We start from the raw sequence: 22,371 nt of genomic DNA on the forward strand, positions 1-22,371 counted from the left end.
TACTCACTACCCATGCATCCGGGCCGTGTTCGCCACGCCCCCGGCCGCCGAGGAGTCGGCCGCGAAGCCCCTGGCCACCACGGCGCCGCCAGTCGAAGCCGAGCCGTTCGACCCGCCCGACGGCACGCTCGATGTCCCGGGGCAACAGCGGCGGCTGGTCGTCCGCACGACGGAGCGGTACGAAGCGGTACAACGACGGCTGGCTGCAAGGCTGTCGCTGGCCGCGATCCGCCGCGAATTGCGGCTGGCCCACTCGACAGTGCGGCGCTTCGCCCGTGCCAGAGCCTGGACGAGCTCCTGGTCAAGGCCGTCAACCGCACCTCGATCCTGGACCCGCACAAGCCCTGCCTGCACCAGTGGTGGAACGAGGGCTGCCACGACATTACCCAGCTCCACCGCGAACTGCTCGAGCAGGGTTTCACCGGCGACGTCCAGAGCGTGCGCCGCTACTTCCGCCCCTTCAAGAAGCCCCATAGCCCAGGCCAAAGCACCCTTCGGTGCCGCGTCCCGAACCGAGGCCGGCACCGAAGCCCCGCCGAGTGGTGCGCTGGATCATGACGGACCCCGGACACCTCGCCGACGCCGACGCGGCAGAACTCAGAGAGATCCGAACCGCCTCCCCGCACCTCGACGCCGTCGCACCACGTCCGCGACTTCGCCGACATGATGCGTGATCTCCGTGGTGATCAGCTCCCAGCCTGGATGGACCGGGTCACGCAGGACGAACTTCCCGCCCTGCACTCCCTGGTCAACGGCCTACGCCGCGACCTCGACGCCGTCACTGCCGGCCTCAGCAACCCATGGAGCTCTGGCCAGGTTGAAGGCCATGTCTGCAGAGTCAAGCTCCTCAAACGCATAGGGTTCGGCCGGGCCAAACTCGACCTGCTCCGCAGACGCATCTTTCACAGCCCATGAACGGGGTCCGTCACAAGATCGCCGACAGAGCCGAATTACGTGACCGTCAACACCGGCAGTGAGCCTCTCCAGAGCCTGCAGCGCGAGGAACTGGCAGACCCTGATGACGTCGACGCGCCCCTCGTCGCTCACAGGCGCGCCCTGCCCGAAAGCCGTCCCGTCACCGCCCATACGGCCTCCCCCTTCACGCGCGGTCCGGGTGAAGGTACGGCCGGCCAAAGCGAGTTGGGTGAACCGAGAGTTCGCAGAACCGTGAGTTCTCTACGCCGGCACACTGCAACACCGCGGTGCGCCCGAGGCGTCCGTGGCGCCACCACGACGTCACGTGGCGGGGAGCGCACGCATGCGGCGAGTCGGGCTCGATGGATCAGACTGAGGCGGCTGAGACGAACTGGAACCGCTCAGCCAGGACGTCGACCTTGCGGCGGAAGGTGGGGCGCACCCGCTGCCGCAGGTCCTGAACCATGTCTCGGGCCAGCGGACTGCGGGAGAGGTCCTCGGGTGCGAGCTCCTCCAGGCTGAGCAGGTGCACCAGGACGGCGGCGTCGTCGCGGCGCAAGTCGTAGCAGCGGGCCACCTCAAGTCCGAAGGTGAACTGCCGCTCCCGGCCGGGCAGTCCGCTGATGTCGACCTGATCGGCCACACGCAGTCCTTCGGTTGCCTGGCCGGCCAGCATCTCGATGCTCCTCCACGCCCGTGATCAGGTCCGGCAGTACGCAGGCCGCCTGCGTGAACCGGTCATTCGAGGCCTGCCAGGACCGCCATGCCCGCTCGACACTCTCGCGCAACTGCGCCGGATCCGTCGGCGCAGGCAGGCGTGACCGGGTGTGGCCCAGCAGGGCCCGAGCGACAGCTGGTGCCACGCTGACGGGGATCGCGGGTTCCTCAATCGAATCCTCGGACAGCAGAGCCGCCAGGGGTACTCCCAGCACTGCGGCGATACGGTCCAGCACGTCAACGAAGTGCGCGTGATCGCCGTAGCCACTGGCCGAAGCGATGAAGCCGCCCTCCGCGACGCCGGAGCGGAGGTGGTCCTCCCGGACCTGAGGGATGCCGAACTGCTGGTCAAGCTCGTGCGCAGCGGCGGCTGACCAGGTGTGCGGGTGTCTCGTTTCAGCGGAGACGGGAGCCGAGGAGCACACCGACGAGCGCCCCGGCGAGCAAGCTTGGCCCGAACGGGATCCGGGTGTCCTGGCCGGCCCGGCCCGCGAGGATGAGGCCGACACCGTACATCGCACCGAGCAGGTATCCGGCGAACGTGCCGACCAGCACGATGGGCCAGCCGTACCAGCCAAGGACCGCACCCAGGAGCAGGGCGAGCTTCACGTCGCCGAAGCCGAAACCGGTGCTGATCAGGAAGAGAGCGAAGTAGCCGACTGCCAGGAGGAGGAAGCCGAGCAACGCGGACGTCCAGCTGCCGCCGGCACCGGGCAACAGCGCGGCACCGCTGAGGAGGACGAGGGCGGCTGCGGCGACCGGCAGGGTGAGTACGTCGGGCAGTCGGTGCACATGTGGTCGACGGTGGCGAGCAGCACGGCAGGCGGGGTGAGCAGCAGCCAGACGATCAGATCGGGGCGGGGTCCGGTGGCGGCTGCCAGCAGAGCGCAGACCACGCCCGTGACTGCGGCGATGCGCAGGGTGCTCGGGCCGAACGCGCCCTCGGCACAGCGGGCATGTCCGAGCCATCCCCGGCAGGTGCCGGTGAGGGGATGGCCGGCTGGGCATGCTGACCGCCGGGGGCGTCGGCGGGCGCGGAGAGCCGGTACGCGGGACGGGGTATGAATGCGCCCGCGCCGCAGCCCCACAGGGTGGCCGCCGCGGTGATCAGAAAGGTCTCCACCGGATGGAGCCTTTGCTCAGGGTTTCCAGGTGCGCAGGAAGGAGGCGATTCGGGCGGCGGTGCAGCGTGGATTGTTCAGCTCGTGGGCGAGTGCGGTGAGCTGTTCGCGGGTGGGGTTGACCGGGATGTTGCTGGCCTCGAGGTACATGACCGCGACGGCACAGGCGACGGTGAGATTGGAGCGCTCCAGCCAGCGGCAGCGGCCCAGCGTGTGTACCAGGGCGGCGGCGCGGGCGTAGGCACCGTCGTAGACAGGTGTGTCGAGGAGTTCGCCGCGATGACGGGTGACAGCGGCGATGGGCACGCCGTAGTCGTCGGCGGCCGGGTCTCGGCGTCCGGCCCGCTCCGCCACTTCGAGGATCCAGGATTCGTCGACGTGCAGGATCACGCGGCGGCGCCCGGCTGCCGCTGGTCGTAGGGTGCGTCGAGTTGCTGCTCCAGATCGTCGAGGAACGCGCCGTGCTCATCGATGAGCCGCTGGGCGGCCGTCATACCAGCGGCGCGGGCGCCCGTCGTGTCCTCGATGATGAGCCGTTCCACGTACTTGTTGAAGTCCAGTCTGCGGGCGCGCGCGGCCGCCTTGCCGGCCTCCAGCACGTCCTTGTCCAGTCTGACTTGCGTCTGCCTCTTCGTGGAAGTCACACCCGCATGGTAGCAGGGTGGTAGCAGGTGGCTGGGCCGGTACTCAGGGGATCACCCTCCATGTGAACGTTCCGCAGGACCGTACGCACGGCACGTCGAGACCGACACCGCTTCCGCCACGGCGCGGGGTCCCGGAGAGCTGGAACCGCTCGCTCTCGCGGCCCGCGCCGAAGCCGCCCTCAACCTCGTCAACGGCGAGACCACGCTCTGCGTCGTCGACCTTCCCGAACCCGCCTGACCGGCAGGCACCCACGTGGCGACGCGGCCCAAAGCGGCCCACTTCGAGTCGGTGCCCCGCAGTACGACGGATCGGAGCACCCGCGCTCGCGTCTACGAGGCGCGGATGGCTTCCTACGCAAAGGATCCGCGCTGCATCGCCATGGCCAAGGCCGCCGTTCCGTTGCCGCGCCGCGCCTGCCCCGAGGGCGCCGGCAGCTACGGCGGGCCACGGCGCGCCTGCAATGCTCAGGTCCGATGCGTCGGCGCACTGCTTCGCCGGGTTGGGCGGCTTTTCTCGCTCGACGGCCTCGGCGAGGTTGTGCAGCAGGTGCCAGGCATCGGCAACTTGCCGGGCCTGTGGCGCACCAGCGTGGGCGCCGTCCCGGAAGGAAGCGGTACGGTCGCGGCGGGCAACCCTCACCTCGGGGTGTTCGCGCAGCCAGGCGGCGAAGGTGTGCGCAGTGCGGTCTGTGAGGACATCGGCGGGACGATGGGTGTTCATGTCGACGAGGATCGTCGCGTAGGTACGACCGCGGCGCACGGCGAACTCGTCGACGCCCAGACACGGGACAGACTCCGCCGCCGGGACGGGCGGCGCGCGAAGGAGCCGGAGCAGCGTGTCCTTGCCGGTGGTGACGGCCAGGCGTCCGCACAGACTGGCTCCGGCACGGCCGCCCAGAAACAGGGCGATGTCCGTGAGCTGGGCGGTGAGGGCCTTCGTTCGGCGTGCGTGTCGACGCGTCAGGTCCGGTATCTGCTCGGCCAACGTCCCACGCCCACAACTATCGTTGCCGCGCACGAGCCGACGTGCCCGCAGATCGAGTCACACCTGTCAGCCGGCTACGGGACGGTCCGCCAGACACTGCTGGTAGTAGCAGTGCACACGCGAGGATCTCCATCCGCGTCCCGGACAGGCGGCCGACCCGGCCGAAGAGCGCACAGCGAGTCGGACCTCAGTGCAACTCCGCCTCCGAGAGACTCCCTTTGAGACCCAGCAGCAAGCGGTCATTGAAATCGCAGGGATCGAAGAGGCCGTCCCTCGTCCAGGATCAGGGTCCCGGACATCGCGCAGATTTCGAGCAACCTGTGCCAGTCGGTGTTGTTGCGCGCCAGGCGGCTCACTTCCAGGCCGAGGACGATGCCTGCGTGAACATCCCCTCGTAGCGTGGAGACCCGTGACCGGAGGGATAGTTGATGGTCGTGGGATCCAGGAGGCGCATCTATAACGCGGAGTTCCGCGAGGGGGCGGTACGGATCGCGACGGAGACCGGGAAGCCGATCCCGGAGGTGGCCGAGGAACTCGGCGTGCATCCGGAGACGCTGCACAGCTGGGTATCGCGGGCCAAGCGCAACGGCTCGCCGTCGTCGGACACGCCGGTCCAGTCGTCGGCGGGGGCAGGCTCGGGTGGCCGGTTGCGGGAGGGCGAGCGGGCCGAGCTGGAGCGGCTGCGGGCCGAGGCCAGGGAGAAGGACAAGCGCATCCGGGAGCTGGAGATGGAGCGTGATGTGTGCAAGCGATTCGTGGCCTTGTGGGTGAAGTAGCTGAGGCGGACCCGGCCGTGGCGGTCAGGGTGATCAGCAGCTGCAAGGCCGAGCAGAAGATTCCGCACCGCATCGGCTGCCGGGCACTGGGCGTGTCCGAGTCCTGGTTCTACAAGTGGCGCGATCGTGAACCGACCGCGCGGGAGGTGCGCCGTCAGCACCTGGCGGAGGAGATCGAGGAGATCTTCCAGCGGTCCGGGGGCACCTACGGCTCACCGAAGGTGTTCATCGAGCTGTTGCGCCGTGGCTGGCGGGTGTCGGTGAACAGGGTCGCCAAGGTCATGTCCGAGCTCGGGCTGGCCGGACGGAAGATCCGGCGGCGCCGGTCGCTGACCAGGCCGGGCAAGCGGCTGGCCGCCGCGGACTTCGTGCGCCGGGACTTCACCGCCGAGGAGCCCGACCTCGTCTGGTGCGGCGATCTCACCGAGATCGACACGGGCGAGGGCAAGTTGTACTTGGCGACGGTCATCGACCTGTTCTCCCGCCGCCTGCTCGGCTACGCGATGGCCCAGCGGCACGGCGCCGACCTGGTCGTCGCGTCCCTGAACATGGCGGCGGCCACCCGCGGCGGCGAGGTACGCGGCGTGATCATGCACACGGACAGGGGCAGCGAGTACTGCTCGCGGCGGTTCAAGCGGGTGTGCCGCAAACTCGGCGTGATCCAGTCCATGGGCCGAGTTGGGTCATGTTTCGACAATGCCGTGAGCGAGGCGTTCAACAGCGTGCTGAAGGTCGAGTACGTCCACCGGCACACCTTCCGCACCCGCACCGAGGCCCGCATCAAGATCGCCACCTGGATCACCGACTTCTACAACGCCAGGCGGCTACACAGCGTGTGCGGGTTCAAGAGCCCGATCGACTACGAACGTGACTACCGAGCCGCCCTCGTCGAGGGACTGGCCGCATAGATCGTCTCCACGCTACGAGGGGATTGACACCTGGCAGAATGCCTTCCAGCGACTCGGCCGCTGCTACGAACGCCGCACCACAGTGATCGATGCCTTTTTCGACCTCGCCGACACGGTCATCACCGTCCGCAGCCTGATCCGACGCGCCTGGACAACCCACCGATGGGACGAACGCCTCAACCGCCGACCATGACCGCACGCCTGCGCGTGCGCGGCCTGCAACCCATCTGGCGGGAGCGGGCTTGTCGGCCGGTGCCTGGTCGGGATCGACGGCTGGCTCCGGGCGGGCTTCAGAGCTGGTCGTAGATGGCGGCGAGCTGCCGTAGGACGCCGGTCGCGGTGTCCAGGGCAGTGGTGTCGTGGTGTGCGAGTGCGGCGTCGAGTGCCTGGGTCAGGGCGGCCTGGCGTTCGTGGTGGCGGCTTCGGCCTGCGTCGGTGAGAGCGACCAGTACCGATCGCTTGTCGTCTGCGGGGCGTTCGCGGGTGACGTAGCCGGCGGCCGCGAGGCCGTTGACCAGTTGGGTGGTGGCGGCGCCGGTGGTTTCGGTGGCGGCGGCGAGCCGGCCGATCGGCAGCGGGCCCGCCTCGGCCAGCACTCGCAGGGCGCGGGCGTGGGTGAGGGAGAGTGCGCCGGGGGTGCGGGTGGCGCGTCCGCGCAGGCGGGAGTCGGCGGCGCTGAGGCTGTAGGCGGCGCGGGCGAGTTGATCGAGGGCCGCATCGCGGGTGGTGTCGGGCATCGGTGGGTCTCCGTGTCGCTGATCGGTGGGCGGGTTGACAATCAGCTTAGCCTAAGTACTTACTAGATAAGTACTTAGGCGTTGCCCGAGCGGGACGTCTACCACTCCCCTTCACCTGAGGACACCTGTCATGACTGTTCGTTCGACCGGCCAGAGCTGGGCCCTGGACATCGCCCTCGCCCAGGGCGGCTTCGACGCCCTGCACCCCCAGGCCAAGGGCACCCTGGAGCAGCTGGGCCACGACCACACCGACTTCGACAAGGTCTTCGACCTGGTCCAGAGCGGCGTGATGCTGCCCAAGGCCTGGGCCACCATCGCCGGGCAGGCCGAGGAGCGCGCCGCCCACCACGAGCGCGGCGGCTTCGCCCAGACCGCCGCCGACCTCTACGTGCGCGCCTCGGTGATGTGGGGCCGCGCGCAGTACTCGATCTTCGACGCCACCGACCCGCGCAAGCTCGCCTTCCGCGAGCACGCCAACCACTGCGTCGAGCGCCTGGGCGCACTGCGCGACAACCGGGTGCGCCGCGTCGTCCTCGACTTCGAGGGCAAGCAGATCTTCGCCCTCCTCCACCTGCCCGCCGGCGAGGTCCGCAATGCCCCCGCGGCGATCCTCGGCCCCGGGATGGACATGATCAAGGAGGACTACATCTACGCGGCCGAGCGGTACTACACCTCGCGCGGCATCGTGGCCCTGTCCATCGAGGGCCCGGGCCAGGGCGAGAGCCGGGCCAACGGGCTGACCGTCGACCTCACCAACTACGAGCGCGCCATCAGCCGCTACATCGACCACCTGGCCTCGCTCCCGGAGGTCGACGCGGCCCGGATCGCCATGTTCGGCATCTCCATGAGCGGCTACTGGGGCTCGCGCGCCGCCGCCACCGACCCGCGCCTGGCCGCGCTGGCCGCCTTCGAGGCCGTCACCGGCGACTTCACCACTATCTTCGAACGCGCCCAGCCCACCTTCAAGAACAACTACATGTTCATGGCCGGCTACACCGACGAGGACGCCTTCGACACCGAGCTGGTCGCCCGCATGCCGCTGGGCGACCTGGTCCAGGAGATCACCTGCCCGGTCATCTACGCCATCGGCGAGTTCGACGAACTCACCGTGCTGGAGCAGGCCTTGGCCAACTACGAGCGCGTGCGCGCACCCAAGGAGATGCGCGTCTACGAGAACGAGTTCCACCCGCTGGGCGGCACCGCCGCCGAGGTCTTCCGCTTCGGCGCCGAGTGGGTCGAACGCGCCCTGAACGGCGAGTTCGCCGAGCCCGGCCGCGACGTGCGCCACTACGTCCACAGCGACGGCCGCACCACCGACGGCACCGCCAACCCCACCTGGTGGCTCGGCGCCACCCCCACCCAGATCACCGCCGCCAGCCAGGCATAGCGCCAGGACATCGATGAAACGTTCACCGGCAGGAGAGGGGGCCGACAAACAGCGGCCGCGCGCCTTCTCTACGTTGAACTGAAGTGACAAATCGCCGAACAGCACAGGGTGATCCGGATCACAGGCCGGACCTTCGAACGGCAGGGCTGCGAATAGCTCCCAGAACGGTTCGGCCAGCCGCGACGGCAGGACAGGTACAGGTCTCCCTGGCAGTCACGGAGTGCCACAACTCCGTGATCGCCGGGACCTGTTGCCTGCCTTCCTGCCAGAGCGCCCTCCCTGCCTATATGTGCAACCTCTCACCGGGTGCGCTCAGCGCGGTCGTCGTACTCCCCGCGGGCGGTGATGACTTCCTCGATGTGCCGCACCGACCACTCCGTGAGCGCCTTCAGCGGTTCCCGCAGCGTCTGGCCGAGGGCAGTCAGTTCATACTCCACGTGCGGCGGCACCTCCGGGTAGACGGTCCGGCTGACCAGCCCGTCGCGTTCGAGGGTGCGCAGCGTCTGGGTGAGCATCTTCTCGCTCACGCCCGCCAGCGCCTGCCGAAGCTGGCTGAACCGGGAGGCCCCGTTCCGGCCGAGCTCGCCCAGCACGAGGACCGCCCACTTGCTGCCGATCTGGTCGAGCAGGTCCCGCGACGGGCAGCCGCGCTCGTACGGATCGAATGACGGTATGGGCCCGGTCACGTTCTCGACAGCCGCCATACGTCTCACCTCAATGCTTTCGCAGGGGTAAGTACCCTACCAAAAAGTTGCTACTTCCCATTAGAGAGTGTACAGGCCCAACCTGAATTCCATCCCGCCGCGGAGGGACCGCGACAGGCGCGCGAGGCACGCGCGGAAGGAAGGAATGACCATCATGTCGATCGTCGTCACCGGAGCCACCGGCCAGCTGGGCAGGCTCACCGTCGAGGCGCTGCTGCGCCGTGGGATCCCGGCCGCGGACATCATCGCGACCGGCCGGAACATCGCCGGGATCAAGGACCTGGCCGACTGCGGCGTCACGGCACGCCGCGCCGACTTCGCGGACACCGACAGCCTGGCCGAGGCCTTCGCGGGGGCGGACAGACTGCTGCTGATCTCGGCCTCGGTCCCCGTGGACGAACGGGTCGCCAACCACCGCCGCGTGATAGACGCCGCGGTGGCCGCGGGCGTGTCGCTGGTGGCGTACACGAGCACGACGCACGCGGACACGGCCACCACCATCATCGGCGCCACGCACGGCGAGACCGAGGAGTACCTGCGGGACCGCGGAATCCCCAGCGTGCTGCTGCGCAACGGCTGGTACTTGGAGAACTACACCAGCCAACTGCCGCAGATCCTGCAGAACGGCGCCGTCGCCGGCGCCGCGGGCGAGGGGAGGATCAGCGCCGCGTCCCGCGCCGACTACGCCGAGGCCGCAGCGGTCGTCCTCACCGCCGAAGGCCACACCGGCGCCGTGTATGAGCTCGGCGGCGACGAATCCTTCACGCTGACCGAGCTCGCCGCCGCGATCTCCGCTGCGGCCGGGAAACAGGTTGCCTACGCTGACCTCCCGGTGACCGAGTTCGCCCAGGTACTGGCCGCCGCAGGCCTACCCGCCGAGCTGGCGGAGGTCCTCGCTGACGCTGACCTCGGCATGAGCCGCGGCGAGATGTACACCGATTCCGGCGACTTGCGCCGCCTGATCGGCCGCGGGCCCGTGACCCTGGCCGAGGCACTCGCGGTCGCGCCGCATTAACCCAGGGCCAGGGACTTTGCGAGGTCGCGGGTTGGGCGGGACCGCCCGGCGATAGGCTGTCATGTCACGTTGGTGCGGGCTCGTATGCCGATGCAGGCACGGTTTCGATGATCATGTAGGTGTCGAATCCGGGTCAAGGGCTTCGCCGTGTTGCCCCGCTGTTGGAAAGTCGAGCGCACGTTCGCCTGGTGCATGAACGCCCGCTGCAACGCACGCGACTACGAACGCCTTCCCCAGCACTCCGAAGCCCACCTGAACTGGGCACTCATCACCGTGATGACCCGGCGTCTGACCCGCAAGAACCCGCGCACGAGCCAGTGGACACAGAAGACAACGGGCGTGCGTCAGGGCTGAATGTTTTCCAGGTCCTTGAGGAGGCTGGAGTGCGTCGGCTGCCACCCGAGGGCATCGCGGGTGTGGGCGCTGGACGCCGGCTGGTCCACGGCGAAGATCGGGCCGAACGGGCCGAAGTTTTCCTGCGGAACCTCCTCGACCGGCAGGCCCAGGCGCTGGCCGATGACTGTCGCAATGTCCCGCACCGCATCGCCCTCGTCGCCGACGGCGTGCCAGGACGTTCCCGCCGGTGCCAACTCAAGGACCAGACGGAACAGGACCGCTGCGTCGAGCGCGTGCACCGCCGGCCAACGCTGGGTGCCGTCGCCCGGGTAGCCGCACACCCCAGTACGGCGCGCTGCATCGACCAACACTCCGGCGAATCCGCCCCGCCCCTCGTTGTGGACCGTGCGCGGCATGCGGACAGCCATGCTGCGCAGACCACGCGAGGCGAGATCCAGCAGTGCTGTGACCGAACGGCCTCGACCGCCCACCGGTCCATTGGTCGGCAGCGGATCGGCCTCGGTGGAGGCGCGTCCCGGCACCCAGGGCGTACCTGAGACCGTGACGATCGGGCGGTCGCTCCCGATAAGTTCCTGCCCCAGCGCGGCGAGAGCGGCGCTCTCCTCGGCGATGGCCTGCGCGAGCGCATCCGGACTGCTGTAGTCGCGTCCGAACGCCAGACTGATCACTCCGTCGCACTGCGCAGCGCCGGACCGCAGGACGTCGAGGTCCGCCAGATCTCCTCGCAGTACTTTGGCGCCCGCGCTATCCAGGGCCTGCGCGGAGCCGTCCGAGCGAGCCAGTGCGAGAACGGTGTGGCCGTTGCCGAGTAGTTCGGCGACGACGGCGGAGCCGATGGTGCCGGTACCGCCGGTGATGAAGACGTGCATGAGCTCCCCCTGAAAGTGATGGGACTGTTGTCCCATCACTGCCCATACACGGTGACGGGACAGGGGTCCCATCACTTATCCTGGTCTCACGGCTAGATGGCAACCGGGGGCGACCCAGCGACTCGTCGTTGCGGCCGTCGACCTGTTCACAGAGCAGGGGTACGACGCCACCACGGTGACGCAGATCGCCGAACGAGCCGGCGTCACGAAGAGCACCTTCTTCCGGCACTTTTCCGACAAGCGCGAGCTGCTAGTCGCCGGCCAGGAGACGCTCAGCAGGCTGCTCGCCGACGGCATCACCGAGGCGCCTGCGAGCGCCAGCCCGCTTCAGGCGGTGGCGGCCGGTCTCGAACGCGCCTCCAGCGCCATGGGGCCGACGAACCGCGAACTCGACCCCCGACTCAAAGCAGCCGTGGCAGCCAGCACCGAACTTCAGGAGCGCGACGCCCTCAAGAGCGTCGGTCTCGCGGCCGCCATGACAGCCGCGCTCATCGCCCGCGGTGTCCCCGACCCGACTGCACAACTCGCGGGTGAGCTGGGAGTCCTCGCGTTCAAGCAGGGCTACGCCCGGTGGTCCGAAAGCGATCGCGATGACACAGAAGGGCTCGCGCCACACGCACTGGCAGCCCTGGAGGACCTGCGCGCGGCAACTGCATCACTGGGTTGATCGATGCCGCTTGGCTGGGGCCGACCAGGCCCCAGTCGGCACCGTGAGTGCTGCGCCTTGTGCCGCGTCACATGGCTGGACCTGCCGCAACAGGTTCGAAAACAGGCACTCACCTTGTTCCTTATCGTCGGCCATTACGCAGAGCGACGAGTGTCTCGGGTCGTTTGACGATCTTGCCCACGTCGTAGCGGGTGGCGGGGTTGCGGTTCTTGGAGCCGGGTGGTCGTCCTGGCCCCGGCCGGGTGGGTTTGGGTGCACGGGCCGGACTGCCGAGGTGAGGGCGGATGTTCCTGAACCCGCGCCGGACCCGGGTCGGGGTAAGCGCGCTGCCGGGGCGGGTGGTCTTCTCCCAGGGCTTGCGCCGGTCGGCTGCCAACGGCAGCGCGAGGCGGAGCTGGGTGTGGGCTGCGATGACAAGCCAGGTCCACCGGTCGGCCGCCTGCGGGTCGCGTAGCCGGGGGCGGGTCCAGCCCAGGGACTGCTTGAACAGGCGGAATGTGTGTTCCAGGTCGAATCTGCGCAGGTAGCAGGACCAGACGAAGTCGACATCGTCCGGGCCTGCGTCGGTCGCGGAGGACCACAGCCAGACCGGTGGCGGATCCCGGTCACCGGGCAGGTGATCGACCTTGAGGCGGACCAACGTTCCCTCGACCAGGGGGAGTTCGCCGTCCAGGTCGATTCAGGCCGAGCGGTGGGTGAGCCGGGGATGGACCCGGTCCCAGGCGCGGGCCTCGGCCTTGCCGTAGCGGGGCGTGTCGTTGAGGGTCACCACCGCCGGTTCGGGCCAGGTCTCCGGCTTCGCCAGGCGGAACTCCGGCCCGTGCTTCGGCGGCCGGCCGCCCTTGGGGTCGTAGACGCGCGGCGGCTTCGGCTGCCGCAGGACGCGGTCGGAACGCAGCCGTCCGACCAGTTCGACGGGCAGATCGCGCAGCACCCAGGCCAGGCGCATCACGTCATAGCCCGCGTCCATCACGACCAGGATGTTCCGGTCGCCGTCCTGCCACTGACCCGCCGTGACCAGGCGCTCGACCACGGCCCGCAGCTGGTCGGCGGTGGCGGCCGCGGCGTCGTCGGCGGGTCCCAGCCGGACCGCGTCCAGGACCTGCGTCCACGACACGGGGACCTCTTGTCCTTCCTGCCAACGCAGCGTCAACTCGCCCTGGTGGCCGGGCTGATGGCGCTGGAGAACACCGCGGTGTGTCCTCGGCCGCAGCATTTCGGATCAGGGCCCCAAAAACGCACAGCGGCAGCCCGATCAATATCTGACCCTAAGTGATCACATGCGTACGCACAGAAATAGACCTGCCGGTAAGTTACCGTTCAGGCACACTGTGCGATCAGCGCGGATACCGTTCGGGCGCAGCGTCAAGAAGCTGCAGGAAATGCCATGAACTGCTTGTCGAACCGTCGAACATGTGGTGGACGTCACATGGCGCACATGTTTCGCCGACCGGCCCGACGAGGGGGCCACTCCGTGCCCGGCGCTACCGATCTCGGGGTCGCGCCCGTGACTCCGCCGGGTGATCAGAGAGCGGGTGGAGTGGCCCGTTTACTGACTTCGGCTCGTCAGGGTGACGTTGGGATGTCGAGGGCGAGTCCGGTCCCGGTGATGAAGCCGTCGAGGGTGTCGGGCCGGTACTGGAGGCGTTTGAGCCGGTTACGGACGAGCGTTTCCAGGCGGTCGAGGGCGACGACGGCGAGGTTGGCCAGGCTGCGTTTGACGTGCACCCATACCCCCTCGACCGGGTTGAGGTCGGGTGAGTAGGCGGACAGCAGGAACACCGCCAGCCACTCGCGCTCGGCGATCGGCACGCATGGCATGGGAGACGTGGGTGTTCAGCCGGCCCCACACCAGCACGATCACCCTGCGCCATAGCTCCCCACTGCAGCGCCAGGGGCGTTGATCTTGTTCGCGCCGGATCACCAGCGGCTCCGGACCGCGCTCGCGACAAACCCGAGGGGAGGCTTGACCCGTAAATACTAAGCGCGCATACTACTTGCATGATGACTCTCGGAACCGCCCAGATCTCCTCCTCCGTCGCCCCCGCCGCCTTCTTCGCCCACTGGGCCGACACGGCCGCTTGGCCCGAGTGGAGCGCCGACACTGAATGGGTCCGCCTCGACGGGCCGTTCGCACAGGGGACCACTGGAGTGCTCAAGCCGAAGGGCGGCCCCAAGACCAAGTTCGTCATCACCGTGCTGACCGAGCGCGAGTTCACCGACGTGTCGCAGCTGCCCGGCGCCAAGCTGACCTTCCGCCACCAGGTGGACGTCGACGAGACCGGCGCGACGGTCGTCCGGGTGACCGCGAGTCTGACCGGCCCGATGACGTGGATGTGGAACAAGATCCTCGGCAAGGGGATCGCCACCACCGTCCCGCGCGACCTCAACGGACTCAAGGCCGCCGCCGAGGCGAAGGCCGAGGTCGCGGCGTGAAGTACTGGCTCGGAGTCGTCTGCCGCGAGCACGTCGAACGCGGCAGGCGGCTGGGCATCGCCCAGCTCGGACACGGCAAGAGGCCCCCACTTGCGCGACTCAGCACCGGGGACTGGCTGGTCTACTACTCGCCGCGCACCCGCCTGCGCGACAGCGACCCGCTCCGGGCATTCACGGCACTCGCCGAGGTCGCCGACGAGACGATCTGGCAGGCCGACGAGGGCGACTTCAAGCCCTGGCGGCGTCGCATGCATTACCACGCCACCACCGACACACCAATTGCCGACCTGCGCCATTCCCTGGACCTCACGGCCGACCCGAACTGGGGCTACCAGCTGCGCCGTGGTCTGATCGAGCTGAGCGAGGGCGACTTCACCCTCATTCGAGCGGCCATGAGCGGTAAGGCGATGTCGACCGGGTCGACGATGTCCACCGTGCCCCAGGAAGGACTCTTCGCGTATGACCGGACGTGAACTGGCCACATCCTTCGACGACGCCGAGGAGAGCCCGGGATTGCTGCTCTGGCAGATCACCAACCGCTGGCAGGCCGCCCAGCGGGCAGCCCTCAAGCCGCACGGCCTCACCCACGTCCAGTTCGTCCTGCTGGCCGCCCTCACCTGGCTCGGCAGCGACGGCCCGATCACGCAGAAGCAGTTGGCCGACCACACTGCGACCGACCCGATGATGACCTCGCAGGTGCTGCGCACCCTGGAAGCGGGAGGCCTGGTCGAACGCCTCCCCCACCCGACGGACAAGCGCGCCCGCGCCCTCCAAGTGACCCCGGCGGGCCGCGACCTGGCCAACCGGACGGTCGGCGTGGTGGAGGAGTGCGACCGCCGCTTCTTCGAGCCGCTGGGCGAACTCGCCACGCCGTTCACCCGCTCGCTCCAGTGCCTCAAGGCCGGCGGCGACGCGGCGCGCTGAGAAGCAGATGAACGCGCCGGCCGCCGACCTAGAAGGCTCATGAAGATCTTGGGGTTCTGGCCCCGCCGCGTGAGCGGCGGGGCCAGACTCGTTTCGTGGTGATGGGGGAATGGGCCGGGGATACGGTCGGGCCGGACGTGTGGGAAACCTGCCGGGAGTTGATCCCGGCCGGGAGTGTGTTCGCGTTCCTGGCCGAGCACCGTGGTGCGCTGTTCCCGGCGGAGATGTTCGCGGACATGTACCCGTCGGCGAACGGGCGCCCGAGCATGCCGCCGCAGATCCTGGCCTCGGCGGTCACGCTGCAGGCCCTGCACGGGCTGTCGGACTTCGAGACGGTCCAGGAACTGCGGTGTGACCTGCGATGGAAGGCCGCCTGCGGGCTCGGTCTGCACGACATGGCGTTCGATCCGTCGTTGCTGGCCTACTTCCGCCGCCGCCTTTCCCGTTCCGCTCGGCCGAACCGGGTGTTCGAGGCGGTGCGGGAGGTCGTGAAGGCCACCGGCGTACTCAAGGGCAAGCACCGGCGAGCGCTGGACTCCACCGTTTTGGACGACGCGGTCGCCACCCAGGACACCGTCACCCAGATCATCGCCGCCGTCCGCGCGGTCATCCGCGAGGTCCCCGGCGCCGACCAGGTGGCAGCCGTCAAGTGCACCGCGCACGACTACGCGGATCCCGGCAAACCCCGCATCGCCCGGAACGACGGGCAGGCGCGAACCATGATCACAACCACAACTAGGGCAGGCGGGCCAGCAAGTGGGCGTCGAGGAAGCCCCGTTCGGAGGCCGGGTCGTGGAACAGCCGGGCGAACGTGACGAGCCCGGCCCCGGCCAGCAACTCGGCAAACCGGTCCACCGGCCAGCTATAGGCGGGCGTCACCTTGTGGTCGACGGACCGGCTCCGGTGCCTCGGTCGCGAAGAACGAGACCAGGAGCAGGCCCCCTGGTGCCAGGGCACGTACCTGCTCGGCGAGCAGCGCGGGCAATTCCCCAGGCGGGGTATGGATCATCGAGTAGTGGGCCAGCACGCCGCCGAGAGTCCCGTCCTCGACCGGCAGGGCCTCCATCCGCGCCTCCTCGAACCGCAGCGCCGGATGGGCCCGCCGGGCGTGGTCGACCATGCCCGGGGAGAGGTCGAGCCCGAAGGCGTCCAGCCCCAGGTTGTGCAGCATGGCCGTCAGATGTCCCGGCCCGCACCCGACGTCGGCTGCCCGCGGGTTCCCCGTCCCGCGCACCAGCTCGGCGAAGGTGCCGATCACGTTCCGCGACTCATCAGGAGCTGGGAAGGTGATCTAGGTCTTGTTCGTGAACGATGCTGCTGGCTAGGTTGGTCGGCCTGTCTCTGCCGCCGGAAGTCCGCCAGACAACGTCCGCGTTCTTGGCCGCGATCGACGCATCCGCGCCGGGGCTGGTCGAGGGCTTGTATGTGTGGCTCGCTTGGCTTCGGCGAGTTCTTCCCCGAGCGCAGTGACATCGACTTCGTGGCCGTGCTGACCGAGCGACCGGATCGCGCTGCGCTGGAGGCGCTCGCCGGAGCGTATGAGACCGTTCGGCAGGAGCATCCCCGCCCGTTCTTCGATGGCTTCCATGCGATGCGGGACGACCTGGCCAAGCCGCCGGAGCCGTGCCCGGATCTGCCCTTCACCCAGGCCGGGGACTTCCAGGAGGCCGGGCGGTTCGGCATCAACCCGGTCACCTGGCACGAGCTCGTCCGTCACGGCATGACGGTCCGGGGCCCGGTCCTCAGCGAGTCCGAGGTGTGGACCGATGACGCCGCTCTGCGCGCCTTCAGTCATGGAAACCTGTCGAGCTACTGGTCGGGGATTCACGAGGCGCTGGTCAAGAGCCCGGAGGAGGCGGGCGATCCTGATGCGGCAGAGTGGTGCGTGCTCAGCGTCAGCCGCCTGCACCACCTGCTCGCGACGGGATCCCTCACCTCCAAGAGCGGCGCGGGCCGGTATGATCGAGCTGGCGGGCCTGCACGTCACCGAATGGGCGCTCCCGCCTGACGTGCCATCGATATCGCTGGTTATCCAGCAGCGGCCTCGGCCAAAGAGAACCGACTGACCGGGAGAGGTGCGCGGTCAACTGGTCGCAGAGAAACGGCTTGGCGCCGGGGCGAAGCTGGCCCACGTCGAACACCACGGTCTTCATATCGACTCAGGCCGCCCGGGAGCCTTCGACTCATCGGTGCGACGCCCGGGCGTCCGGGCGGCCTGAAAAGAATCTTGGAAATCTCGACCGGGCAGCGATGAGTTCCGCTGGGGTGCTCCGTCTGACCGAGTGAAGCAACCGATACCCGAGCTTGCAGGGAGCACCTCATGAGGAAGATCAGCGCCGGCCTGTTCATCGCCGCTGACGGCGTCGTGGAGAGCCCGGAGAAGTGGCACTTCCCTTACTTCAACGACGAGATGGGCGCGGCCGTGACCGCCCAGCTCGGCGCGGCGGACACCGTCCTGCTGGGCCGCGTCACCTACGACACCTTCGCTGGCGCGTGGCCGGCCCGAGAGGCTGCCGGTGAGGACGACGCCGAGATGGCCAAGGCACTCGGCGACGCCCGCAAGATCGTGGTCTCCAACTCCCCGCTGGAGTTCACCTGGCGCAACTCCGAGCAGCTCCAGGGCGACCTGGTCGAGGCCGTTACCAAGCTGAAGGCGGAGCCGGGCGGCCCCATCGGGATGTCCGGCTCGGTCTCCGTGGTCCGCCAGTTGCTGGCCGCAGGTCTGATCGACGAGCTTCACCTGCTGGTCCACCCGATCGCGGTCGGCCGCGGGCAGCGCCTGTTCGACGACATGGCCGACCCGATCCCGTTGAAGCTGATCACCTCTGACGTCTTCAAGACCGGCGTGCTGCACGTCGTCTACGGGCCCGCCGACGAGGCGTAGCCGGAACCATGGCAGTGACTTGCCGCCGAAAGGCTCCTACCTCTGCGGCAGCAGGCAGGTTGTCGACACATGTGCCAGGTGGCGGAATCGGTCTTCGGCCCATCCGGCCCTCACCACGCGGCAGAAGCGGTCCTCGCTTCGCCGCCCGCACAGCGACACACCAAAACCACAACACACCGACCGACAGGAGACTGCGAGATGACCGCACCGGTGAAGGGCCCTGCCAGCTACTTCCCCTCGATCGAGAAGAAGTACGGCCGCCCGATCGCGGAATGGAAGAACCTCATCCGCACCTCGCCCCTGACCAAGCACATGGAGCTCGTCAACTGGCTCAAGACCGAGCACGGACTCGGCCACGGCCACGCCAACGCACTCGTCGCCCACACCCTCGCCGAAGGCAACGCCAAGTAGCCCGAGCGTGCGCGCCGCAGGAGCTCGGGCACCCGCGGTGCGGACGGCTGGTCCCGGCGCTGTCGCTTCTCGCGAACATCGAACACGCCGGATGCAGGGCGCCTCCCATCGCGGCGAACAACCGCTGTCGGAATCTCGTGAACAGAACCAATTGGACCGATACACCGCAGCCCGACCTACCCGGGGTCATGGCCCATGAGCACACAAGACTCACGCGTCGGGGTGTCGCTAAGGCTCCGCGTCAGGACGGGGCGAGGACGCAGAACTCGTGGCCCTCCGGGTCGGCCAGGCACGTCCACGGGACGTCGCCCTGGCCGAGGTCGAGGTCAGTGGCGCCGAGGGCCCGCAGCCGGGCCACCTCCGCTGCTTTGTCGTCACCGGGGTACGGCAGCAGGTCGAGATGGAAGCGGTCCGGCGCGGTCTTCACGTCGGGCGTGCGGAGGAATTCCAGATACGGGCCAGCACCCTTGGCGGAGCGCAGCACCGCCTGATCGTCGCTCACCTCGTGCAGGGTCCAGTCCATCGCCTTGTCCCAGAACCGGGCCATGGCCCGCGGATCCGTGCAGTCGATCACCACCGCGGCGATCGGCCCGGTGTCCCGGTAGATCTCGCGAGGTTCCAGCACGCAGAACTCGTTGCCCTCGGGGTCGGCGAGGACCGTCCACGGCACCTCGCCCTGGCCCACGTCGGCGGGCGTCGCGCCGAGAGACTTCAGGCGCGCGACCAGTTCCGCCTGATGGGCCGCGGAGGTGGTGGCGAGATCGAGGTGTACACGGTTCTTTGCCGATGTCCTGGGTTCCGGGACGGGGACGACGTCGATGCCGACGAAGACCGGGTCCGGCCAGACGAGGCCGCCGGCGGGTCCGACATAGGTGGTCACGCCGGGGCTGTAAGCACTCCAGCCGAGCGCCTCCGCCCAGAACCTGCCGACTGCCGAGGGATCAAGAGCCTTTACGTTCACCATGACAGGTCGCAGTGCCATGCTGGCGATCCTATGCGCCCGCTCTGCAACGGCATCCGCACCGTCGCCAAACAGAGATCGACTCGCTCAGCAGCTGTCCTGTCGCGGGCGCAGAGGCGTGATTGAGGCAGAAGCGCCGATAGGGGGTGAACGAAGCAAACGCCACCGCTCAGCACACGATGCGACGAGAAAGCGCCAGCACGAATGAGAACGAGTGGGAATCCGACAGCTTCAATGCGACAGGACAGCAGCCGCACAGCCCAGCTCGCCGACGAAGGTGTCCCGCCTCCAGAGATCTGGTCCCTGTCTCAAGTGACCTGGTCCGATTCGCTTGCGATCTCAGGTGACCTGGTCCCGCTGACGTCAGGAGCTGTCCTGCCTCACCGAGCTTTGACCGGTAGCTCACATTCCCGCTCGCGCGGCCAGTCGGGCGGCGCGCAGGCTGAGGTGGTGCCGCTCCGGGAGGCTGGCGGTGCGGCGGGCGGCGGTGCGGTAGTCGGCGACGGCAGCGTCCTGGTCCCCGGCGAGCTCGTGCAGATGGGCGCGGACCGCGTACAGCCGGTGGTGGCCTGCGAGCGTGGGCGGTGGGTCGGCGAGCAGGGTGAGGCCGGCTGCGGGGCCGTCCACCATGGCGGTGGCGACCGCCCGGTTCAGGGTGATCAGCGGATTGTCGGAGATGCGGGCAAGCACCCCGTACAGGGCGAGGATCTGCGGCCAGTCGGTCTCGGCGGCGGTCGGCGCCTCGTCGTGGACGGCCGCGATCGCGGCTTGCACCTGGTACGGGCCGACCGGGCCGCGCGGCAGGGCGGCGGTGATCAACGCGACGCCCTCGGCGATCGCGGCCGTGTCCCAGCGGCTGCGGTCCTGCTCGGCGAGCGGGACGAGTTCACCGTCCGGGCCGGTGCGGGCGGGCCCGCGCGCCTCGGTGAGCAGCATCAGCGCGAGCAGGCCGGCCACCTCGGCGTTGTCCGGCAGCAGCGCGTGGACGGCCCGGGCCAGGCGGATCGCCTCCCGGGAGAGTTCGACGCGCCGCAGCTCGGGGCCGGTGCTGCTGGCGTAGCCCTCGTTGAAGATCAGGTAGAGGACGTGCAGCACCGCGCCCAGCCGGTCCGGCCACTCGGCGTCGTCCGGCATCCGGAACGGTACCCCGGAGTTCTTGATCCGCTGCTTGGCCCGGCTGATCCGCTGGCCCATGGTCGCCTTGGGGACGAGGAACGCCGCGGCGATCTCGCCCGTGGTCAGCCCGCCGACCGAGCGAAGGGTGAGCGCGATCGCCGAGGCCGGCGACAGCACGGGGTGGCAGCACAGGAACAGCAGCGTGAGGGTGCCGTCGTGCGCACCTTCGTCTCCAGCGTCGGCTCCCGGTATGGACCGCCGGTCGGCCGGGACCTGCCTGGCCAGCAACTCCTCGCGCCGACGGCGGGCCTGGTCACTGCGGACCTGCTCGGTCATCCGACGACTGGCGACCTGAACCAGCCAGCCGCGCGGGTTGCGCGGCACACCCTCGGCCGGCCACTGGGCGGCGGCGTCCAGCAGGGCCTCCTGGACGGCGTCCTCGGCCGAGGCGAAATCCCCCCAGCGGCGGGTCAGCACGCCGACGACCTGCGGCGCGAGGGTGCGCAGCAGGTCGTCGACGGCTGGTTCGAAGCTCGTCATCAGGGCATGCTCACAGCTCGGTGGGCGGGGCCGCCATGACCTGGCGCACCTCGATCGGCATGTTGAGCGGCCGCCCGCCCGGGCCGGGAGCGGCGGAGACGGCGGCGGCGATCTCGATCGCCCGCTGCTCGGTGTCACAGTCCACGATCCACCAGCCGGCCACCCACTCCTTGGACTCCGGGAACGGGCCCTCGGTGACGACCGGCGCGCCGCCGCTGTGGGAGCGCACGATCCGGGCGGTCTCCGGCATGGCCAGGCCTTGGGCGTCGACCAGCTCACCAGCGGCGGCGAGGCCGGCATTGGTCTCCCGCATGAACTGGATGTGGGCTTGGATCTCCTCGGGCCTCCACTCGTCGAGCTTGGGGAAGTCGACGCTCTTCTCGCTGAACTGCATCAGCAGCATGTACTTCATGGTTCTGCTCCTCGTTCGTCGTGCCCGCCCCCGGGCAGGGGCTGTCACGGGTAGGTAGAAGCACGCCCGGCGATTTCGACACCCTCGGCGGGAATCCGCGAGAAAACTTAGCGGCCGCCCCCAAGGGGGACGAGCCCGCAGCGGGCCCGCGACCCTCAGCGCCTCGCAGCCGCAGCGACCGTGCCACCAGCCGACCACGGGAGCACCGCGACCCAGTGTGTAGGGCCGACATTGCGGTCGATATCGACTCGCGCACGATCTGCGCGGCCATCCTGCGACCGGCCGACACGAAGGCGGTCGACGCCGCCCTGCTCCTGGAGCGGGTCTCCCTCGCCTGTCCTGACCGCCCAGGCGTGGTATCAGAAGCCATCCGCATTCCGAATGTGATCGGTGGGTTTCTGCTGGTCGGGCATGATCTTCGGCTGGTGGCGGGAGAGTTCGGGCGTTCGTCGGCTCGCGTCATGTTCGTGGAGGTGGCTGATGCCGTCGGTGCTCGGCCTGCTGGAGGCCCGGGAGAAGAAGGTCCGCGCGGAGGCGGCCCGGCTGCGCGAGGAGGCGCGAACGTCCACATCGCCCTGGAATCAGTGCGCAAGCCGGGGAATCTACCTTTCCTGCCGTCGGTGGGGATCGGGTTCGCGACGGCCTCGGTAGCCGAGGGCGATGCCGAACGGGCTGTGGCGATCGTCGAGGGCAGCGCCGAGCTGCCCTGCAGACAAGGACACGAAGGCCCGGACGCAGCTCGCCTCCGCGCAGATGTGCAGGCCGCGCTCGGCCCTCAAAGGTACGTGCGGGCTGTGAAGCAGCGCCGCAGGCTGAGCGCGATCGAGTTCATCGAATTGCTCACCCGGCGGTAGCGCGTCGGAGGCCGTAGCGCGACGAAGGCCC

25 protein-coding genes and 7 pseudogenes are annotated in these 22,371 nt (G+C 69.0%); 17 read left to right on the forward strand and 15 right to left on the reverse strand.

From position 1 onward, the window contains the following. Positions 1 to 6: 6 nt before the first annotated feature. Positions 7 to 474, reverse strand: a complete 468-nt coding sequence (locus tag ACH47Z_RS35825) for a hypothetical protein (protein ID WP_399081330.1) — start codon at positions 472 to 474, stop codon at positions 7 to 9. Between the two features lie 228 nt (positions 475 to 702). Here ACH47Z_RS35825 and ACH47Z_RS35830 point away from each other — a divergent pair, with 228 nt between their 5' ends. Beyond that, complete coding sequence (locus ACH47Z_RS35830; protein WP_399081497.1) at positions 703 to 915, forward strand: transposase; 213 nt, start codon at positions 703 to 705, stop codon at positions 913 to 915. Between the two features lie 367 nt (positions 916 to 1,282). Here ACH47Z_RS35830 and ACH47Z_RS35835 read toward each other — a convergent pair whose 3' ends face one another. Then, positions 1,283 to 1,558 (reverse strand): hypothetical protein, encoded by a 276-nt coding sequence (locus ACH47Z_RS35835; RefSeq protein ID WP_399081332.1) that lies wholly within the window; start codon positions 1,556 to 1,558, stop codon positions 1,283 to 1,285. Between the two features lie 184 nt (positions 1,559 to 1,742). Between ACH47Z_RS35835 and ACH47Z_RS35840 the strand changes: the two genes are divergently transcribed. Beyond that, on the forward strand, positions 1,743 to 2,006 hold the full coding sequence (locus tag ACH47Z_RS35840; RefSeq protein ID WP_399081334.1) for a hypothetical protein: 264 nt from the start codon (positions 1,743 to 1,745) through the stop codon (positions 2,004 to 2,006). A gap of 22 nt (positions 2,007 to 2,028) precedes the next feature. On the opposite strand, the pseudogene ACH47Z_RS35845 reads toward ACH47Z_RS35840, so the two are convergent. The 4 genes and pseudogenes from ACH47Z_RS35845 to ACH47Z_RS35860 form a co-directional block, all read right to left on the reverse strand. Further along, positions 2,029 to 2,755: pseudogene (locus tag ACH47Z_RS35845) on the reverse strand (prepilin peptidase). A gap of 16 nt (positions 2,756 to 2,771) precedes the next feature. Continuing rightward, positions 2,772 to 3,143, reverse strand: coding sequence for a fic family toxin-antitoxin system, toxin component (locus ACH47Z_RS35850; RefSeq protein ID WP_399081336.1), 372 nt, complete (start codon positions 3,141 to 3,143; stop codon positions 2,772 to 2,774). Then, positions 3,140 to 3,397 carry a hypothetical protein gene (locus ACH47Z_RS35855; RefSeq protein ID WP_399081338.1) on the reverse strand — a complete coding sequence of 86 codons (258 nt, stop codon included), beginning with the start codon at positions 3,395 to 3,397 and terminating at the stop codon, positions 3,140 to 3,142. The genes ACH47Z_RS35850 and ACH47Z_RS35855 overlap by 4 nt, the downstream gene beginning before the upstream one ends. Before the next feature lie 43 nt (positions 3,398 to 3,440). After that, positions 3,441 to 4,382: a transposase gene (locus tag ACH47Z_RS35860; protein ID WP_399081340.1), complete on the reverse strand. Its 942-nt coding sequence runs from the start codon at positions 4,380 to 4,382 to the stop codon at positions 3,441 to 3,443. 428 nt (positions 4,383 to 4,810) lie between these two features. Here ACH47Z_RS35860 and ACH47Z_RS35865 point away from each other — a divergent pair, with 428 nt between their 5' ends. From ACH47Z_RS35865 to ACH47Z_RS35875, 3 genes and pseudogenes are all read left to right on the forward strand, one after another. Beyond that, entirely contained in the window at positions 4,811 to 5,158 is a 348-nt protein-coding gene (locus ACH47Z_RS35865) for a transposase (RefSeq protein ID WP_399081342.1), read from the forward strand. Then, a complete protein-coding gene (locus tag ACH47Z_RS35870; protein WP_399081344.1) occupies positions 5,146 to 6,066 on the forward strand; it encodes an IS3 family transposase in 921 nt (306 codons plus the stop codon). The genes ACH47Z_RS35865 and ACH47Z_RS35870 overlap by 13 nt, the downstream gene beginning before the upstream one ends. 16 nt (positions 6,067 to 6,082) lie before the next feature. Then, positions 6,083 to 6,259: pseudogene (locus ACH47Z_RS35875) on the forward strand (IS5/IS1182 family transposase); the annotation flags it as partial. Between the two features lie 97 nt (positions 6,260 to 6,356). Here the strand turns inward: ACH47Z_RS35875 and ACH47Z_RS35880 are convergent. Continuing rightward, positions 6,357 to 6,803 (reverse strand): MarR family winged helix-turn-helix transcriptional regulator, encoded by a 447-nt coding sequence (locus ACH47Z_RS35880; RefSeq protein WP_399081346.1) that lies wholly within the window; start codon positions 6,801 to 6,803, stop codon positions 6,357 to 6,359. Positions 6,804 to 6,933: 130 nt separating this feature from the next. Between ACH47Z_RS35880 and ACH47Z_RS35885 the strand changes: the two genes are divergently transcribed. Next, positions 6,934 to 8,190, forward strand: coding sequence for an alpha/beta hydrolase (locus ACH47Z_RS35885; RefSeq protein WP_399081348.1), 1,257 nt, complete (start codon positions 6,934 to 6,936; stop codon positions 8,188 to 8,190). Positions 8,191 to 8,489: 299 nt separating this feature from the next. Here ACH47Z_RS35885 and ACH47Z_RS35890 read toward each other — a convergent pair whose 3' ends face one another. Beyond that, a complete protein-coding gene (locus tag ACH47Z_RS35890) occupies positions 8,490 to 8,894 on the reverse strand; it encodes a winged helix-turn-helix transcriptional regulator (RefSeq protein ID WP_399081350.1) in 405 nt (134 codons plus the stop codon). 145 nt (positions 8,895 to 9,039) lie between these two features. Between ACH47Z_RS35890 and ACH47Z_RS35895 the strand changes: the two genes are divergently transcribed. Beyond that, on the forward strand, positions 9,040 to 9,909 hold the full coding sequence (locus ACH47Z_RS35895; protein ID WP_399081352.1) for an SDR family oxidoreductase: 870 nt from the start codon (positions 9,040 to 9,042) through the stop codon (positions 9,907 to 9,909). Positions 9,910 to 10,047: 138 nt separating this feature from the next. Beyond that, positions 10,048 to 10,239, forward strand: a pseudogene (locus ACH47Z_RS35900) (IS5/IS1182 family transposase); the annotation flags it as partial. 14 nt (positions 10,240 to 10,253) lie between these two features. On the opposite strand, the gene ACH47Z_RS35905 reads toward ACH47Z_RS35900, so the two are convergent. After that, entirely contained in the window at positions 10,254 to 11,135 is an 882-nt protein-coding gene (locus ACH47Z_RS35905) for an SDR family oxidoreductase (protein ID WP_399081354.1), read from the reverse strand. Between the two features lie 70 nt (positions 11,136 to 11,205). Here ACH47Z_RS35905 and ACH47Z_RS35910 point away from each other — a divergent pair, with 70 nt between their 5' ends. After that, a complete protein-coding gene (locus ACH47Z_RS35910; protein ID WP_399081498.1) occupies positions 11,206 to 11,802 on the forward strand; it encodes a TetR/AcrR family transcriptional regulator in 597 nt (198 codons plus the stop codon). Between the two features lie 121 nt (positions 11,803 to 11,923). Here ACH47Z_RS35910 and ACH47Z_RS35915 read toward each other — a convergent pair. Continuing rightward, positions 11,924 to 12,916 (reverse strand): annotated as a pseudogene (locus ACH47Z_RS35915) (transposase); the annotation flags it as partial. A 452-nt stretch (positions 12,917 to 13,368) separates the two neighbouring features. Then, a pseudogene (locus ACH47Z_RS35920) lies at positions 13,369 to 13,663 on the reverse strand (transposase); the annotation flags it as partial. Between the two features lie 140 nt (positions 13,664 to 13,803). Here ACH47Z_RS35920 and ACH47Z_RS35925 point away from each other — a divergent pair. The 4 genes and pseudogenes from ACH47Z_RS35925 to ACH47Z_RS35940 form a co-directional block, all read left to right on the forward strand. Then, positions 13,804 to 14,238: a hypothetical protein gene (locus tag ACH47Z_RS35925; RefSeq protein ID WP_399081355.1), complete on the forward strand. Its 435-nt coding sequence runs from the start codon at positions 13,804 to 13,806 to the stop codon at positions 14,236 to 14,238. After that, positions 14,235 to 14,711, forward strand: a complete 477-nt coding sequence (locus ACH47Z_RS35930) for an EVE domain-containing protein (protein WP_399081357.1) — start codon at positions 14,235 to 14,237, stop codon at positions 14,709 to 14,711. Before ACH47Z_RS35925 ends, ACH47Z_RS35930 begins: the two co-directional genes overlap by 4 nt. After that, positions 14,698 to 15,162: a MarR family winged helix-turn-helix transcriptional regulator gene (locus tag ACH47Z_RS35935; RefSeq protein ID WP_399081359.1), complete on the forward strand. Its 465-nt coding sequence runs from the start codon at positions 14,698 to 14,700 to the stop codon at positions 15,160 to 15,162. Before ACH47Z_RS35930 ends, ACH47Z_RS35935 begins: the two co-directional genes overlap by 14 nt. Before the next feature lie 101 nt (positions 15,163 to 15,263). Continuing rightward, positions 15,264 to 15,878: pseudogene (locus ACH47Z_RS35940) on the forward strand (transposase); the annotation flags it as partial. A gap of 19 nt (positions 15,879 to 15,897) precedes the next feature. On the opposite strand, the pseudogene ACH47Z_RS35945 reads toward ACH47Z_RS35940, so the two are convergent. Continuing rightward, positions 15,898 to 16,429 (reverse strand): annotated as a pseudogene (locus tag ACH47Z_RS35945) (class I SAM-dependent methyltransferase); the annotation flags it as partial. A gap of 213 nt (positions 16,430 to 16,642) precedes the next feature. Here ACH47Z_RS35945 and ACH47Z_RS35950 point away from each other — a divergent pair. From ACH47Z_RS35950 to ACH47Z_RS35960, 3 genes are all read left to right on the forward strand, one after another. Next, positions 16,643 to 17,170 carry a hypothetical protein gene (locus ACH47Z_RS35950; RefSeq protein ID WP_399081361.1) on the forward strand — a complete coding sequence of 176 codons (528 nt, stop codon included), beginning with the start codon at positions 16,643 to 16,645 and terminating at the stop codon, positions 17,168 to 17,170. A gap of 312 nt (positions 17,171 to 17,482) precedes the next feature. After that, positions 17,483 to 18,046, forward strand: coding sequence for a dihydrofolate reductase family protein (locus ACH47Z_RS35955; protein WP_399081362.1), 564 nt, complete (start codon positions 17,483 to 17,485; stop codon positions 18,044 to 18,046). 198 nt (positions 18,047 to 18,244) lie between these two features. Then, positions 18,245 to 18,457, forward strand: a complete 213-nt coding sequence (locus ACH47Z_RS35960; protein WP_361197383.1) for a DUF4287 domain-containing protein — start codon at positions 18,245 to 18,247, stop codon at positions 18,455 to 18,457. A gap of 241 nt (positions 18,458 to 18,698) precedes the next feature. Here the strand turns inward: ACH47Z_RS35960 and ACH47Z_RS35965 are convergent, their stop codons facing one another. The 3 genes from ACH47Z_RS35965 to ACH47Z_RS35975 all read right to left on the reverse strand — a co-directional run bounded on the left by ACH47Z_RS35965 (position 18,699) and on the right by ACH47Z_RS35975 (position 21,486). Next, complete coding sequence (locus ACH47Z_RS35965; protein WP_399081364.1) at positions 18,699 to 19,439, reverse strand: VOC family protein; 741 nt, start codon at positions 19,437 to 19,439, stop codon at positions 18,699 to 18,701. A gap of 381 nt (positions 19,440 to 19,820) precedes the next feature. Further along, entirely contained in the window at positions 19,821 to 21,074 is a 1,254-nt protein-coding gene (locus ACH47Z_RS35970; RefSeq protein WP_399081366.1) for an RNA polymerase sigma factor, read from the reverse strand. 10 nt (positions 21,075 to 21,084) lie between these two features. Continuing rightward, positions 21,085 to 21,486, reverse strand: a complete 402-nt coding sequence (locus ACH47Z_RS35975; protein ID WP_399081368.1) for a YciI family protein — start codon at positions 21,484 to 21,486, stop codon at positions 21,085 to 21,087. Positions 21,487 to 21,701: 215 nt separating this feature from the next. Between ACH47Z_RS35975 and ACH47Z_RS35980 the strand changes: the two genes are divergently transcribed. Further along, complete coding sequence (locus ACH47Z_RS35980) at positions 21,702 to 22,340, forward strand: hypothetical protein (protein ID WP_399081370.1); 639 nt, start codon at positions 21,702 to 21,704, stop codon at positions 22,338 to 22,340. The last annotated feature ends 31 nt before the right edge of the window (positions 22,341 to 22,371 follow it).

The sequence above is a fragment of the Streptomyces sp. NPDC020192 genome (genome assembly GCF_044388685.1).
Lineage (GTDB): Bacteria > Actinomycetota > Actinomycetes > Streptomycetales > Streptomycetaceae > Streptomyces.

What these genes read in the sequence shown, in the direction of transcription:
- ACH47Z_RS35825 (WP_399081330.1), bottom strand. Translation starts at nt 474, where the DNA reads ATGGGGCTTCTTGAAGGGGCGGAAGTAGCGGCGCACGCTCTGGACGTC.
- ACH47Z_RS35830 (WP_399081497.1), top strand. Translation starts at nt 703, where the DNA reads ATGGACCGGGTCACGCAGGACGAACTTCCCGCCCTGCACTCCCTGGTC.
- ACH47Z_RS35865 (WP_399081342.1), top strand. Translation starts at nt 4,811, where the DNA reads ATGGTCGTGGGATCCAGGAGGCGCATCTATAACGCGGAGTTCCGCGAG.
- ACH47Z_RS35880 (WP_399081346.1), bottom strand. Translation starts at nt 6,803, where the DNA reads ATGCCCGACACCACCCGCGATGCGGCCCTCGATCAACTCGCCCGCGCC.
- ACH47Z_RS35885 (WP_399081348.1), top strand. Translation starts at nt 6,934, where the DNA reads ATGACTGTTCGTTCGACCGGCCAGAGCTGGGCCCTGGACATCGCCCTC.
- ACH47Z_RS35890 (WP_399081350.1), bottom strand. Translation starts at nt 8,894, where the DNA reads ATGGCGGCTGTCGAGAACGTGACCGGGCCCATACCGTCATTCGATCCG.
- ACH47Z_RS35895 (WP_399081352.1), top strand. Translation starts at nt 9,040, where the DNA reads ATGACCATCATGTCGATCGTCGTCACCGGAGCCACCGGCCAGCTGGGC.
- ACH47Z_RS35905 (WP_399081354.1), bottom strand. Translation starts at nt 11,135, where the DNA reads ATGCACGTCTTCATCACCGGCGGTACCGGCACCATCGGCTCCGCCGTC.
- ACH47Z_RS35925 (WP_399081355.1), top strand. Translation starts at nt 13,804, where the DNA reads ATGATGACTCTCGGAACCGCCCAGATCTCCTCCTCCGTCGCCCCCGCC.
- ACH47Z_RS35935 (WP_399081359.1), top strand. Translation starts at nt 14,698, where the DNA reads ATGACCGGACGTGAACTGGCCACATCCTTCGACGACGCCGAGGAGAGC.
- ACH47Z_RS35955 (WP_399081362.1), top strand. Translation starts at nt 17,483, where the DNA reads ATGAGGAAGATCAGCGCCGGCCTGTTCATCGCCGCTGACGGCGTCGTG.
- ACH47Z_RS35960 (WP_361197383.1), top strand. Translation starts at nt 18,245, where the DNA reads ATGACCGCACCGGTGAAGGGCCCTGCCAGCTACTTCCCCTCGATCGAG.
- ACH47Z_RS35965 (WP_399081364.1), bottom strand. Translation starts at nt 19,439, where the DNA reads ATGGCACTGCGACCTGTCATGGTGAACGTAAAGGCTCTTGATCCCTCG.
- ACH47Z_RS35970 (WP_399081366.1), bottom strand. Translation starts at nt 21,074, where the DNA reads ATGACGAGCTTCGAACCAGCCGTCGACGACCTGCTGCGCACCCTCGCG.
- ACH47Z_RS35975 (WP_399081368.1), bottom strand. Translation starts at nt 21,486, where the DNA reads ATGAAGTACATGCTGCTGATGCAGTTCAGCGAGAAGAGCGTCGACTTC.